The following is a 14695-nucleotide window of genomic DNA, read 5'->3' on the forward strand; positions in this document are numbered from 1 at the left end:
GCGGCAACGCTCGTGCTGTGACGCTCGGCGATCGGTATTAAGGCACCGGCGAACGCCAGGTTGCGGGTAAGCTTTTCGCCGGAAAATTCCGCATTGCGGGATCGCCAGTCGTCTTTCGGCAGGGCCCGGGCGCGCGCGACGGAGAAGCCGCCGGTGAGAAGGCCGGATTGCATGGGACTGTACACAATGACGCCAGTCTCATGAGCGTGGCACCAGGGCAGTTCGGCCTGGGCGACATCGCGACGAATCGCGGAGAACGGCGGCTGCAACGTGTCGACAATGGCCGAGGCTCTGGGCCGTGTCCAACTGCGCGGCACTATGATTTGAAAGGCCGATGGCACGGACCTTTCCCTCCTTCTTCAGGTCGAGGAGCGTTTGCCAATATACTTCGAGCGGCGTGCCATCTTCGGCCGGCCAGTGCATCTGGTAGAGATCGATGCGCGCAACCCCGAGGCGCTTCAGCGAGGCTTCCACCTCGCGGCGGATGCTTGCGGGCGCGCCTACTTTGCTGGGGAGCGCTTGGCGATCGTTTTCGTCCCAGATGAGGCCGCACTTGCTGAAAACGTAAGGCCGCTCATTGGCCGGGATCTCAGCGAGCGCTTGACGCACGACCTCTTCCGAGTGGCCGAGGCCGTAAATAGCCGCCGTGTCGATCCAATTGATACCGCGTTCCACCGCATGCCGTATTGCAGTGATCGAGTCGCCATCGTCCTGTGCACCCCAACCAACGGCCCAATCGGCTCCGCCGATCGCCCAGGCGCCGAACCCGACACGGGTGATCTCCATGTCGGTGCGACCCAAGCGGCGGGTCGGGAGTGCCTTGGCGAGGGATGTCGATTGTTGAAGCGTATCCATGATGCATTCTCCTATGTGCACGCAACGTGAGAAATCTCCGTCCATCTTTCCAATGGATAATTGAGATGCTATTGATCAGTTTAATGCCTTAATAGGATGGCAATCATGGAACTGCGCCAGTTGCAGCATTTCGTGGCGGTCGCCGAGGAGAACCATTTCACCCGGGCCGCCCAGCGGGTGAATATTGTCCAATCGGCTCTGTCGGTTTCCATCCGGGCTCTCGAGGAGGAGCTCGGCGCTCAGCTCTTCATTCGCAGTACGCGACAGGTACGGCTTACGACCACCGGCCGTGTCTTCCTCGACAAGGCGCGAGCGGCACTTGAAGCGGTGCGCGAAGCTCGCGACACCGTGGCGGCGATAAAGGGACTGGATCAAGGCACGCTCACTATCGGCACCGTGCAGAGTCTCCCGGCTTTTCTGGATCTGCCGTCGCTGCTCGCGCGGTTCCATGCGCAGCACCCAGGTATCGAGGTCCGGCTCTGCCAGGGAAGCTCGACCCATCTTCTGGAGAAGATCAGAAGCGGGCGAATTGACCTTGCGTTTTTGCCTCTATGCGAGCCGCCAGTCGGCATCGCGACAACCATGATTGCTTGTGAATCTCTCGTCGTGATCTGCGCACTCGATCACGACCTGGCGGGCGGTGACGAGGTGTCGCTCTCCGCGTTGAAAGGCGAACCATTCGTCGATTTCGAGCCGGAGTGGGGGACGCGGAAACTCGTGGACCGCGCTTTTCTGGAGGCCGGCATAGAGCGTCGCACCGTCTTCGAGGTTAGCGACCTTGAAACGCTCCTGGAACTGGTCGCGCGCGGCCTCGGGATCGCCCTTGTTCCGGAAGCCATCGCTGAAGCACGGCGCTCCACGCTCCACATCACCCCGATTGCGCAAACGGAGATCTGCTGGGAACTCGTCGTAGCCTACGCCGCCGGCGACGGCACGAGTGATTGGCCGCCAGATCACGCCCCAAAGGCGTTTCTGGAACTCCTGACGGATGCGAGGAGATCCGACAGCGGTTTACAATAGCCATGACTTCGAAAAAAGGCCGGATCCGGCGCTTTTGTAATTGCCGCAACTTGAAGAATTTGCTCCGTGGTCGATGGCTAACGAAATGTTTTTCAAATCAGACCTTATAGTTCCATAAGATAGATTACGCGACTTTCATCAGACGAAGTTGAAATTTCTTAAGTATCCCACGTACGTATGCCTGACACTCGCTGCAAGTCTTATGGTTATCGATATGCAAGCAGATCAGTTCTACATCAGTAACTCCTACTCGACGTTCCGTTTCAGAAGATCATTCTTACTCAAGATCGTCTCATCGTCTAATGAAACCGGACGGGATGACCCACTTTTTCTGGAACGCCCGGGGGGGTCGGCGTCCCAGGTCAGACCATCGGCTTCGCTCGCCTGCTCTCTCGGCGCACTCACTTGTGCGGCATGCAATAGACGCCCTCAGATTCCATGAGTACCGCGCCGCCCTTCAACTCACTCAGTGCGCCGACCCACGCTTTCGAATAAGTGCGGCTGGCATCCACGGCCGTCAGCCAAAGACGCGATTGTCGGCCAGTTCGACTTTAGCTTCCTGCTGCAAAGGATTTGCCTGCACGGTCTGTTGATAGTGGCGTTTGATCCTGACATTGCTGGCCGGGAACTCAGCTTCGTTGCTGCCGTAATTCAGCACAAAACCAGTGTGCTCCTCAGCCACTGAGCAACCGCCATCACGCTCACACACGATTTTGGCAGCCGTCCTGCAGTCCCATTTCAGTGAAGCGGGCCACATAGGATTGTCCACGCTTGATCGCGGCTTGTCGCTCTGACCAGCCGCCGTCAACACTGCGCCTGTGTTCAAAATCACAGTGGACAGGAGAAGCGCCTTGAACATTACAAACCTCCCTGAATTACGACCCCATAGTACCTCGTCCTGCGTGATCGCCTGGCTCATGGCATGTTGAGATTGAACCAGCTTTTCTGGCGCACGCCGTTCGCGTCATCATACTCGATGAACCAGGGATTTCCGCGCACCGGTCGAGGGAAGGTGTAGTAGGTGGGGCCATTCCCAAGGGATTGCCCTCGATCGTTCCCCGCGGTCTGGATTGTTGCTGCAACCACCTTACCGTCGATTTCGATTTGGACCTGTCGAGATCCGTCTCCATGATACCCGCCGAGGCCGCTGTCTTTCACAACGACGGGCAACGTGAGCCTATCGGATGAGATGCGGCAGATGCTCCGTTCTTGACCCAGTCCGGGCCGGTCGGAGTTGGCGCCAACCGCTTGCCAGCCAGACGGACAATCCTCATACTTCTCAAATTTCGCGGCGCTTGAGTTGGCTTGCGGACAGATGGCCAGTTAAAACCCGGGGCTTCCATCGCCGCAATCAACTTGTAAATTGGCGGATGGCACGAGGGGGTACCCTGCCAGTCGCCGGATAGACATAGGAGCACCTGGCAGCCCCATTCCGACGTGCATCGAGCAACCCTTTATCGAGCGCTAAATAGTGTGGAGGGATGTCCAGCCGCCCCTTTGTCTGGTGAATGAAGTACGGCGGGATTTCAGCTTTGGTTTCATGATGAAAGGTTTCCAACCTGCAAAGAAAAAGGAGAGAAAATGTTCCGTTATCTAGCGCGCCGTTATGATCGTAAGCACATCCTGAGATCATTAGAACGTCAGAGGCGTATTCATGATAAGCTGATTCCATTTTTTCATGATGGTTCTGACGAATTGGTCTTCAATGAAATTTCCAAAGGCGAGGTGTTTTTCGCGCCTATATTGCCGGCTGCTCCGTTAAGGGAGGGAGCGGATAGTGTTACCTTCCAATCTGATATTTCAACTGAAGACGAGGCGAACAACACGTTTGAATGCGTTGTTACCGACAGTGGATTGAAACAACATGCGCTTGTTGTGTTTCATCATTGGTATGCTCGGAGCCGGTATCCGGCATTTTCCAAATACTTCGCTGGAAAGGGCATAACGGTTATTGAAGCTACACTTCCGTATCATTTTGGGCGGGCTTCGAATGACTATTCTGAGGAAAAACTTTTCAACGCGAATTTAGGGCGCACCGTCCAGTCGATGAGACAGGCTGTCCTAGATGGCCGTAAGATTGTTCGTTGGCTTTATAGTCAGGGCTATCAGAAAATCTCGGTTGTAGGGATGTGTTTGGGTGGCACTGTTGCGGGTCTCGTTGCTGCCCAAGAGCAGAAGGTTGATAAGGCGGTTCTCATGGTATCGCCGGGAAGCCCTGCTGATCTCGTCTGGACTGCGGAGACCATGACGGCCTTACGTCGTCGTATTGAACCGTCCATATCACTGGAAGGACTAAGAACCGCTTGGGGTCTCATCGATCTAGAGAAGCATCTTTTCGGCCTTACACGTCCTCGTCTGGATTTGATGTTCTTGCTCGGTAAGGACGATACGGTTGCCCGCCCAGGAGGCTCTGAGCGTCTCATTGAGTTGCTGGCGAAGTGCAATCTTCCACCTGAGGTCGTGCGGCTGAATTGTGGGCACTCATCTATTGGAATGTTCCCCTACAATTTGATCGCGGCTCGGAAGGTTCTTCGTTTTTTGAAAGAAACCCCGACCCTGTCAGAGCTTTGGGAGGTTCGCGGGTTTCGCTACGACTTTAGCGAAGTTTGAGCTATTTGATGGCTCCGCGCCGGATCGCGGCCAGGGCGCGCGGGATGCGGTTCGGTCCCTCCCCTGCCCTCCCCCGACCAGGTCGCGCATGCGCGACAGCTCATCAACGACGATATCAAGCCGGCCGAGGTCGCCCGGCTCCTGAAGGTGCATCGCGCGGCCTCAGCCCCTCGCAGTTCAGCCGAGAGTACAAGAGCATCTTTGGCAACTCGCCGATTGCGGATCTGCAGCTCTGAACTGTACCGGGCCCACTTGTGACAATGAACGACCACCTTGCTTAGAGAGTAGTCATTCGCCGCGGCCTGCGACGCCGACGGGATAACGACAGCCGGCCTCCCCCGGCGCTTCCCTACTGCTTCAGCCGTGTCGACTGAGACTCTCGCGCTGCAAGACGTTCAGTTTCGGCCTCTTGTCTGGACGCGACTTCACCAGATCGGGCTGCGGAATAGAGAGCCGCGGCCTCGCCCAACCTGACCTGATCGGATTTCGGCACGGATGGATGTTCAAACGATTTGCCCGAGGCTGTCGCACGAGCGATTTCGCGTGCGCCGTCTTCACCGAAACGGGCTTCAATCGATTTCCTGAAGGTGGCGATCTCCCCACTGACCACCTGATCGGCTGACACCATCTTGAAGGTTTCGGCCCGCTCGCGATCATCCTTGGCCATTGCAATTTTTCCGAGCGCGGCTTTCGCCCGATCCGAAACATCCCTTACCTCCACCGCATCAGCCCTCATCCGCTTTTCCACATCACTGCGATAGGCCTGTGCTGCCCGGTTCTCGTACTCGGCGGTCCGGACAATGTTCGGGCCAATCGCGGCGGCGGCCTGTTGAGCGTCGGTCCGCTCTTCCCTCGCCCTGGCGCCAGCGAAGAACCCTTCCCTGCCCCGCAGCTCGCCGATCAAGCTGGTGTCCGCCGATAGACGTCGCGCAGCACTTGTCGGCCCGTCTCGCGCGATGATGTCATCGAGACGCTGGGTTGCCGCTTTCGGATCACGATAGGCGGTCTCCAGATAGATCGAGCGAGCGTCGCGCTCGCGCTGTACATCTGCATCGCGACTGACAGCGACGGCGATGCTCCGTTCGTCAATCGATCGCCCAAAGCTGTCGCGGCGCACGTCATCAGCATTCACATCCTGGAATGCAACTATCAGCACCCTCACGTCCGCTGGCCGATCGGCTGTGGTGCTGGGCGACCCCTCTTCATTTCTGGCATCTGGAACAGACTGCCGAGTTTCGGTCTTGCCTGCCACGGCCCGATCATCGGCTGGCCCACGACGATCGCTGTCTCCTGCCTTTTTTGACTTCGGCGCCACGACGGGCTCAGGCGTCGCGCCTCGATGCCCAAGCCGACGCTGGCTCTCCGCGTCGTTGGCAATGGCGCCGGGCTGCATTTCCGGTGTGCGCGGATCTACCTGACGCATGCCCGCGCGTGCCTCCTCGACAACTGAAGCCATCGGCTGCTCCTCCTTTTCCCGGCCATTCTGAGCTTGCCCAACATGCAACGCTGGCCGAGCGTTCTCCGCCGCCCGTCCCTCGTCTAACTTCGCCCGTTGTTCCGCGCTGAGTTCATCGCGCGTTGCATAAGCCACTGACGCCGCCTTGATCTCGTTGCGGCCGATCTGGCGGGCGAGCTGCCGCAAATCCCGCGCCGTCTGCGTTGCCACGAAGATCGTCGCGCTCTCACGCTGCCGCGTCAGCGCCACATAGCTCGAGGCGGCACGCCAGTGATGCGTGTGCATGAGATAGGTATGATCGAGCGTCTTGCCCTGGCCCTTGTAGATGGTGCCGGCATAGCCGTGCCGGAATCCAGAAAACTCCGACGCAGACCACTCGACCTTTCGCCCTTTCCGGCCTGCCGCCGCATCAAGCGAGACACTGATGCGGCCAAAATTCCGGTCGATGCCGGTGATGGTCCCGGCGTTGCCATTGTAGATGCCGGCGCCTTTCAGCGTATCCGTGAACTGCACCCGGTCACCGACAGCGAACGCGGCCTCGCCATGCTTGGTCGTAAACACAAAATCCTTACCCAACTCACCACGCTCGCGACGGACCGCGCGCAGATCCTTGTTCAGCGCATCGACATCCTTGTTGGTATAGGCAAACACGAACCGCGATGCCGACGGATTGGAAGCAGAATCCTTGGCCCATCGCTCGACCAGTTTTTCTCGCAATTCATCCTGCTTCGACGTCCATACCACCGCCTTGTTTCGGGCGAAGGCCCGGAGCGCGTCTTCGAAGCGACCGTCCGACAGATCGCGTGCCGCCTCTCTCTGCCAGTCGACCTTCTGGCGTGTCACCTGGGTTATCTCGGACGAGCCGTGCTCTTTCTTCAGCTCGGTGAACAGCCCGCCGCGCTCGATCGAGCCGAGCTGCCGGTCGTCCCCGGCCAGCACAACCTTGGCACCCGACAGCCGCGCTTCGCGCAACACTTCGCCGGTCACCTTGGCGTCCATCATCGCCGCCTCGTCGACCACGACCAAAGTGCGCCGGTCCCACTGCGCGCGGCCGTTCTTCAGCCGGAACAGTTCGGCATGAACGGTCGAGCTTCTGGCAAACCCGTCCTCCTTCATGGTCTGCGCCACCGCATTGGTCGGCGCGAGGCCGACCACGCGATAGCCGGCCGCTTCATGCGCCTCGCGGATGGAGCCAAGCGCAAAACTCTTTCCGGTCCCGGCCCGGCCTTCGACTATTCTTAGCCCGCCGGACCCCGTCGCATGATCGAACGCGGCCAACTGATCCGGCCGCAGTTCCTGCACGGACACGAGCCGCTCGCGCGCCCTTGCCCCAACATCGCGATGGGACCCTCCGGCCACGCGCCGTCCATCAGCAAGTGCCAAAACCTCCTGGTCGCGCACCGCCCGCGTTGTCCAGCGACCCACACTCTCGCCTGTCTCCCGGTCATGCAGCGCCAGCACATCGTCACGGCCGAGCACTTTGCCCTTCACATCCGCTCGTTCGCTCTCATCGAGAATGTGTTTTTTCAGATGCCGATCGAGATCGTACTCGGAAAAACTCGCCTGGTTGCGCGTCAGAACAGCCAGCACATGCTCCGGATCGCGCGCCGCTTCTTCGTTCGCCCGCCTGATATGCTCGGCCCGCACATTGGCCTCCGCACCCGGCGTGCGCATGCGGATCGGTCCGATGTGTTCCTCTGGCACCGCGCTCGTCGCATCCACCCGGATCGACAGCCCCTGTTCGGCAAAATAGCGGTTCTGATGATCGCGCCACAGCGCGCCCCACGCCTCGCCTTCCGCCACGATCGCCCGGCCCCCGCCCCGCTTGATGACGGGATCGAGATCACGCGCTTTTTTTGCCGCAAACCCTTCCTCCCCAAGACGCCGCGTCGTGATCAACAAATGCGCATGGTAATTGGCCCGCTCGCCCTCGCTCTCCGCCCCATGCGGCGCATGAACGTCCAGCTGCACCGCCAGCCCCTTTGAGACAAAATGTTCTTGCGCAAACGACCGCGCCAGCTCGACCCGGTCGTCATGATCAAGCTCTTGATTGGCCGGCAGCGCCAGCACGAGCTCGCGCGCCAGCTGCGCGTCCTTGCGTTTTTCCATGGCCTCGGCCGCATTCCACAGCGCATTGCTCGAGGCCAGCTCTGACGGCGCCCCTTCCGGCAACAGCACCTCGTGATGCTCCGGCGCCTCTCGGTGCTTGAAGTAAAACACCTCCCCGGTGCGCTGCGCCTTGATCACCTCGCGGCCGTTGTAGGCGGCCGAGCGCACCGCGCTGCCGCCATCGGATCGGGAGATGTAACGGGCACGGGCGAAAGCGATGGCCATTGCCGCAGGATGCCATCACTCGCGCGCCGGCGCAAGCAAGCATTCGAAGAATGCATATTGCGTCTGCAAAAAACCATCAATCGGCTAATCGACAGACGGTTGGCACTCTGGCAGGATGCTTACTGCGTAAAACGCCAAGGAAGCTTGGTTGCAGCCTCCGGCATATACAAAAGGGGGTTGAAGAGCCTCGCGCCGGCTGGCACAATCCCTTCGGGCTTGGCGGACGGGAAAAAACGGAGATTCTCGCCATGGCCCGCACCTCGCTTGCCGAACGCTTGAGCCGCCTGGAGCAGCAGCGGGCCAAACTCGCCGAACAGGAAGCTAGGCTCAAGGCGGACGAGCGCAAGCAGCGCACCCGCCGCCTCGTCGAGGCCGGGACCCTCATCGAACGGGCCGGATTGATCGATCTCGAGGAAGCAGCCCTCTATGGCGGGCTGCTGTCGCTGGCCGAGGGCGTGCGCGACAAGGCGCAACTCACCGAATGGATCAAGACCGGCAAAACCGCGCTCGATCGGGAAGCGGTCGGCAAGGACGCAACGCACGAACCGTTGACCATCACCTTCCCTGCTCCGCTGCCGACCCCCTTCGCCACTCGCCTGCGCGGCGCCGGCCTGCGCTGGAGCAAAGTCATGCAGCACTGGGAAGGGCTGGCCGATCACGACGCAGTCGCGGCACTTGCCGCCGAGCAGAACGGCAGCGTGCGGCGCATTCATTCCACCGAGCAGCCCGATCGGGAGCCGGATCGCGGCCGAAAATCTGAACGCTCATAGCGCTGACGCCGGGGGACAAGATGTTCGGTCGGCTGTCGTACGATCTCGTCAAGACGCTGTTCAAGGCAGCCTTCGCCATCTTGCCACTCGTCATCTGGTATCCCGCCTGGCGCTATGCCCACACGCTGTGGGGCGACGCCTTGCTCGAATGGTATCGGACTGGTCTGTCGCCGGCATCAGTAATCTACAGACTTGGTTACGCGGCATGGCCATCGATCGCGCTGCTCGGACCGGCCATCACAATGGCGGCGGCTCTCCTGGTGCGCCGATCCGGTATGGTGCTGCCCCTCACTGCTATCGCCGGCGTGTTGGGCATGGCCGCCGCAACGGTTTTCACTGTCTGGCCGGAAGCGACACGACTGCTCGGCAACCGGCCAGCCCATGCCTGGTCCGCCATTTTGAACGCAGCGGACACGACCATCTTCTATGCCGGGGTTGTCGGCTTTCTCGCGACCACGGCCGGCGTCAGGGTGCTGATGGGAAAATCGCTGCACGCCCAAAGCGTCAAGCCGGTTGAGCGTGCCTCCTCTGATATCTTTGGCCACGCCGACTGGATGGAGATTCGCGAGTCACAAAACCTGTTCGGCGGTTCGGCCAAGTCGCCAGCCAATCCGCGTGGCGGCGTCGTCATCGGCGAAGCCTACCGCGTCGATCAGGATGCGCCGACCCGGCGCGGACAAAAGTTTGATCCGCGCGATCCAAAAACATGGGGCAAGGGTGGCAAGTCGCCTTTACTCACCTTTGATCTCTCCTGGGGCGGCACCCACGGCCTCGTCTTCGCCGGTTCGGGCGCCTACAAAACCGTCTCCGTCTGCGTGCCGACACTGCTCACCTGGCGCGGGTCGATTGTCACCCTCGATCCCTCCTCCGAGCTGGCGCCGATGCTGACGGGCGCACGCACGGCGATGGGCCGGCGTGTCATCTCAATCGACCTGATGAAGGGAACCGGAGCCTTCAATGCGCTCGACTGGCTGGCAAAAGATTCGCCCCTCTTCGACGGCGACATCCGCGCGGTTGTCGACTGGATCTGCGGCGAGAAACACACCGCCACCCGTGATGCGCCGCACGGCACCTCCGGCAAAGCCTTCTTCGAGGGCCGCGGCAAGGCCATCGTCGAGACCCTGCTTTCCGACATCGTCTTCGACAAAAATCTGTCCGACGACAAACGCAATCTCGTCACTCTGGCGCAACGGCTCGCCTTGCCGGAGGCAAAAATGCGGGGCGAGCTAGCCCGCATTTTTGAACACTCCTCCTCGCATCGCGCCCGCCATCTCGCCGGCCAATTGATGGGACTGGTGGCCGAGACGTTCTCCGGTGTTTACGGCAATATGAGCGAGCAGACCGAATGGCTCGCCAATCCCGCCTACGCAAAACTGCTGTCGGGCAACAGTTTTCGCACTGCTGATCTCGTTTCCGGCAAGCTTGACCTCTTTATCAACATCCCGATGAAGGTGCTGGAATCGACGCCAGCGCTCGCTCGTGTCGTTGTCGGATCCCTGCTCAATGCCGTCTATGAGGCCGACGGCGTCTTGCCAGGCGGACGCGTCGTCTTCCTGCTCGATGAGGTCGCCCGTCTTGGCTACATGACCTCACTCGCCCGCGCCCGCGATGCCGGTCGCAAATACGGCATCACGCTGGTCATGCTTTATCAGTCCGAAGGCCAGCTGCGCGAACAATGGGGCGATGGCGGCAAGAGCGCCTGGTTCGAAAGCGCTTCCTGGCGATCATACGCCGCGATCAGCTCGCTCGACCAGGCTCGCGCTGTCTCCGAAGCGCTGGGCGAACATGGCGTCGTGCTGAGCTCCGAGACAAAAAACCGCGGCAAGAGCGCAAAGCCGCTCGAGATCGGCACCGCCTCGACCGGCGCCTCCGAGCAGAGATCGGAACGCGGCCGGCGGTTAGCTACCGTCTCCGAGATCCTCGCCGATGCCCGGGCGGACGAGCAGTTCGTTTTCGTCCAGGGCAGACAACCGCTGCGCTGCGGCCGCGCGATCTATTTTCGCCGGCCCGAAATGGTCGCACGCGTCGAGCGCAACCGTTTCGCGCCCCAAAGCCAGTCGGGTTGAGCAAGAGATGCAGCGCGATCTGATCCCGATCATCCTTGGCCTTGCCGTTCTGATCGTCGTGCTTGCGCTGCTGGAAGCCTATTCCGGCGTTATCCTCCTCATCGCGATGACCGTCATGGGCTGGCGGCTGGCGCGTGCCGACAAATATGGCCTGCCGGCATCGCGGAAATTTTTGCAGGGGAACGATCGGCGAGACGTTGAAACCAAATCCGCTCTTCCCATCCGGACATCAAAACATCGGCCGCTCGATGAGGTGCTGGCCGAACTCGACGCCATGACCGGATGGCGCTCCGTCAAGGCGGAGGTCAGGAAACTGGTAGCCGTGTTGCAAGCCGAGCAGGAACGTCGGCGCCACGGCATCAACGCCGCCCCCCCAAGCCTGCATCTGATTTTCCTCGGCAATCCAGGGACCGGGAAAACCACGGCGGCGCGTCTCATGGGCGAGATTCTTTTCGCACTTGGCCTCCTCCGATCCGGCCATGTCGTCGAGGCCGATCGCAGCCAGCTCGTCGCCGGCTATGTCGGCCAGACCGCGATTCTGACACGGCAAGCCGTCGAGGCAGCGCTCGATGGCGTGCTGTTCATCGATGAGGCCTACGCGCTGGCGCCGGAGGGACAAAAAAACGATTTTGGCCGCGAGGCGATCGACACGCTGCTGAAGCTGATGGAGGACTATCGGGATCGATTGTGTGTCATCGCCGCCGGCTACACTGGCGAAATGCGCCGCTTCCTGGATTCAAATCCCGGCCTGCGCTCCCGATACACCAGGACAATCATATTCGAGGACTATTCGGCTGAAGAGCTGGCGGGGATTTTTCGTAACCTCGCCGACCGCGAAGGCTTTGTGCTCGACGCCGCGGCCGAGGACCAGGCCAACCTTGCCTGCGTCCGCATGGAGGCGGAAGGTGGAGACCATTTTGGCAATGCCCGCGCAATCCGCACGCTTTGGGAAGGCACGCGCGAGGCGCAGGCCATGCGCCTCGCGCGTGAGGGTGTCGGAAATGCCGGTCGCGACGCCATCATGACCATAGGGCCCGAAGACATTGAGACGGCGATGGCGACATACGAGCGGCAGGGGTCAATCACATGACGGCTGAAACGCTCTTCTCATCTGTGCGAGCCACACTTCTACGCTGGCTCAAACTTGTTCCCGCCCTGTTCCGGCGCGATCTGCTGTTCCGCTATGCCACGATCGCCGCTGTCCTGGCTTTGATCTTTCGGGCTGTCAGTATCGGTCAGGATGTCGCCGGCCAGCGCGACGATCGTCCCACAGACGCTGGAAAGAACGCCAGCACCCCGCCGACGGATCAGGATAATTTCGAACAGGGCAATGCGTCTTCGGCCGCGGGGTCGCAGACGACGGAACCGCCCGCACCTGGATCAACCTTGGAGCCGGCGCACGAGAAAACGCCTGCTGTCGCTCCAGGCCGGCCGCTACAAGGGATAGAAGTGGCGCCAGCGCCGCACGACAATTTTGGAACCGTGCCGATGGAAGGATCATCACCATGATGCAAAGAAAAAGTGTGGGCGGGCTGGCGCTCGGGATTGGGATCGCAGCATTGAGTTTCGTCGAGGGCCCCGGCTTCGCACTGGCGCAAGACCGGCAGCCAGAAACCCAGAAGCAGTTGGACCGCATCGAGCAGAAACTCGATTCGCTGATCGAGCATCTCGGCATCACCGGACAGGGCGGTGCGTCGGCAAAGAGCAACGACAGCATGCCCGCCACCGGCAACGATGACGCGAAGAAGCAGGCTTCCTCCGAAGGGGGTGCAAGCCAAGGTTACCAGCGGGGCGCGCTCGCCATCGCCCGCGCCGCGCCGGCCAAAAAAGACAATCTTCCAGATATCCCTGCCGACAGCGTCGGCAGCTTTGTCTATATCGGCGGCGCCATTCCCCTCAGTGAACCGTCGCGCAACGGTGTGCTCTACACCGGCCTCACCTCAGTCGAACTCCAGGGCTGGCTGAAGATTGCAGAGCCCGGCCGCACGCAGCTCGCCGTGGAATACCGCGCCACCACCGGATCCAACGTCTTTGTCAATGCCGGCTGCATTGCCTCGCTCTGGCTTGAAGACCGCTCGATTGGCTCCCAGCACGGCGAAATCCCGATGCCCGCCAGGGAGCAAAAAAGCGTCTCCTTCATCTTTGGCGCCGATCTCCAGCCGGGTCTCTACAAGCTTCGCGCCTGGCTGGCCTGCACCGAGCCGCGCGACCTCCGTGCTCTCAACGCTCAACTGCTCATCAAGACGCCTGGCGATATGAACCTGCGCATGATCGACAGCGGCGAATTGCTGCACCAGGGGTCGTAAAAGGTCATGGCGAGAACCTGCTCAGGTGATCGCCGCCTCCAGGAGTTACCGGAAAACATTTTGGCCTTGCTGTTGCCCCTCCTCGAGGTGCTGCCATTTCGGTCGGTACAATCTACTGCCGCGCCCGTCGTCGCCGTCGACGGGGTGGCGACGATGGGCCGAATGAATCCGTCCATGATCGGCGGCGGCGAGTGCTGCACCTGGGCGCTAATTCAAAGCGTCGTCCACTCTCTCCGTGACGCCCGTCCGTTTCGCTGTCGACCGGCCGCACTGAGGCTGATAGACATTGGTCTCCAGCCACTCTGCATGAGAAAAGCCCGGCGACGGAGCGCACCGTCGCCGGGCTTTTGGGGCACGTTCGCCCAGTCGGGCTCATTGAGGCGGCGCCCGATCAGCCACAGCCGCCTTGTCTTCGATGAGTTTCGCCGCGAGATCCGCCGGCAGCGGCATGAGATCGTAGCCGTGTAAGATGGTTGCATGGCGAAGATCCTCAAGCGCTTCGAACGCGCGATCGCGGGTGCCAAGCCAAAGACCGGGCTCGTCGGTTTCATCGTGCGGGAACGCGTGCAGGAAGTAGGTCCGAAGCGGTGGGTCGTAGCCGATGACGGCGTCTGGATCCGAGCGGACCTGTCCGGTGACGGTGCCACTGACGGTGATGGTGTAGCGGCTCATTGCAACCTCCTTTTGCCGGTGGGGAAGCCGGCCCCTTGCGGAGCCGGCCACCGATGCCTCACTGGGGATTGTTCCAGAGGATGACCTTCTTGTTCTCCTCGCCGCCCGGGGCGGGTGCGAGGTTGCCGAAGATGACGCCGATCTCAGGGGCTTCCAGCTTGACCGAGAGGTATTCCTCGCCCGAACGCTGAGAGGTGCGGTGCCAGCCGGCTCCGATCTCGAAGCCCGTGCGCTTGTTGACGATCCGGTAGTCGGGCGCGTCCTCGCGCGACTTGTTGGTGTTCGGGATCAGGGTGATCGGGGCATTGACCCGGAGCGTAGCGAAGACGCCTTCCATCGAGCCGTCGGCCTTGGTGGTGAGGTTTGCGATCGTGGTGGCCATGGTAGTTCTCCTTCGGTTGCATCGGGACGATTCCCGATGGCGCCAAAGGAGAGGGCCGTCCTGCTGCGGTCATCTCGGCGAAAATTCTGGAAAATTCTATTTGCCTAGAAATAACGGGCAGGCCCTTCGCCTGTCCGCAGACAAAAACAGAAATCGAATGTTCCAGAATTTTCGCCGAGTGTACCCCCAACGGGGGTTGACCGCACAAAGCAGGCGGTCGTCTA

11 protein-coding genes and 1 pseudogene are annotated in these 14695 nt (G+C 60.8%); 7 read left to right on the forward strand and 5 right to left on the reverse strand.

Translation table 11 applies throughout. The features are described from left to right. Positions 1-900, reverse strand: a pseudogene (locus NKI24_RS28030) (aldo/keto reductase); the annotation flags it as partial. A 60-nt stretch (positions 901-960) separates the two neighbouring features. On the opposite strand from NKI24_RS28030, the gene NKI24_RS28035 reads away from it, so the two are divergent. Beyond that, entirely contained in the window at positions 961-1875 is a 915-nt protein-coding gene (locus NKI24_RS28035; RefSeq protein ID WP_352749985.1) for a LysR family transcriptional regulator, read from the forward strand. Between the two features lie 517 nt (positions 1876-2392). On the opposite strand, the gene NKI24_RS28040 is transcribed toward NKI24_RS28035, so the two are convergent. Next, positions 2393-2734: a hypothetical protein gene (locus NKI24_RS28040; RefSeq protein ID WP_352749986.1), complete on the reverse strand. Its 342-nt coding sequence runs from the start codon at positions 2732-2734 to the stop codon at positions 2393-2395. Between the two features lie 722 nt (positions 2735-3456). Here NKI24_RS28040 and NKI24_RS28045 point away from each other — a divergent pair. Next, positions 3457-4485: an alpha/beta hydrolase family protein gene (locus tag NKI24_RS28045; protein WP_352749987.1), complete on the forward strand. Its 1029-nt coding sequence runs from the start codon at positions 3457-3459 to the stop codon at positions 4483-4485. A gap of 349 nt (positions 4486-4834) precedes the next feature. On the opposite strand, the gene NKI24_RS28050 is transcribed toward NKI24_RS28045, so the two are convergent. Beyond that, positions 4835-8275, reverse strand: a complete 3441-nt coding sequence (locus NKI24_RS28050; protein WP_352749988.1) for an AAA family ATPase — start codon at positions 8273-8275, stop codon at positions 4835-4837. Between NKI24_RS28050 and NKI24_RS28055 the strand changes: the two genes are divergently transcribed. From NKI24_RS28055 to NKI24_RS28075, 5 genes are read left to right on the forward strand one after another with little or no spacing between them, the layout of a single operon-like run. Next, on the forward strand, positions 8275-9045 hold the full coding sequence (locus tag NKI24_RS28055) for a conjugal transfer protein TraD (protein WP_352749989.1): 771 nt from the start codon (positions 8275-8277) through the stop codon (positions 9043-9045). The two genes, NKI24_RS28050 and NKI24_RS28055, sit on opposite strands and share 1 nt — an antisense overlap. 20 nt (positions 9046-9065) lie before the next feature. After that, entirely contained in the window at positions 9066-11111 is a 2046-nt protein-coding gene (locus NKI24_RS28060; protein ID WP_352749990.1) for a type IV secretory system conjugative DNA transfer family protein, read from the forward strand. 7 nt (positions 11112-11118) lie between these two features. Beyond that, the gene (locus tag NKI24_RS28065) at positions 11119-12201 is read left to right on the forward strand and encodes an AAA family ATPase (protein ID WP_352749991.1); all 1083 of its coding nucleotides are present in this window, start codon (positions 11119-11121) and stop codon (positions 12199-12201) included. Further along, entirely contained in the window at positions 12198-12620 is a 423-nt protein-coding gene (locus tag NKI24_RS28070; protein ID WP_352693581.1) for a hypothetical protein, read from the forward strand. Before NKI24_RS28065 ends, NKI24_RS28070 begins: the two co-directional genes overlap by 4 nt. Then, positions 12617-13417, forward strand: coding sequence for a hypothetical protein (locus NKI24_RS28075; RefSeq protein WP_352693583.1), 801 nt, complete (start codon positions 12617-12619; stop codon positions 13415-13417). Before NKI24_RS28070 ends, NKI24_RS28075 begins: the two co-directional genes overlap by 4 nt. 372 nt (positions 13418-13789) lie before the next feature. Here the strand turns inward: NKI24_RS28075 and NKI24_RS28080 are convergent, their stop codons facing one another. Both NKI24_RS28080 and NKI24_RS28085 read right to left on the reverse strand, forming a co-directional pair. Further along, positions 13790-14089 (reverse strand): hypothetical protein, encoded by a 300-nt coding sequence (locus NKI24_RS28080; protein ID WP_352722241.1) that lies wholly within the window; start codon positions 14087-14089, stop codon positions 13790-13792. Positions 14090-14147: 58 nt separating this feature from the next. Further along, entirely contained in the window at positions 14148-14471 is a 324-nt protein-coding gene (locus NKI24_RS28085; RefSeq protein WP_023803002.1) for a DUF736 domain-containing protein, read from the reverse strand. Positions 14472-14695: the final 224 nt, after the last annotated feature.

This window comes from Mesorhizobium sp. M0701, assembly GCF_040320365.1.
GTDB lineage: Bacteria > Pseudomonadota > Alphaproteobacteria > Rhizobiales > Rhizobiaceae > Mesorhizobium.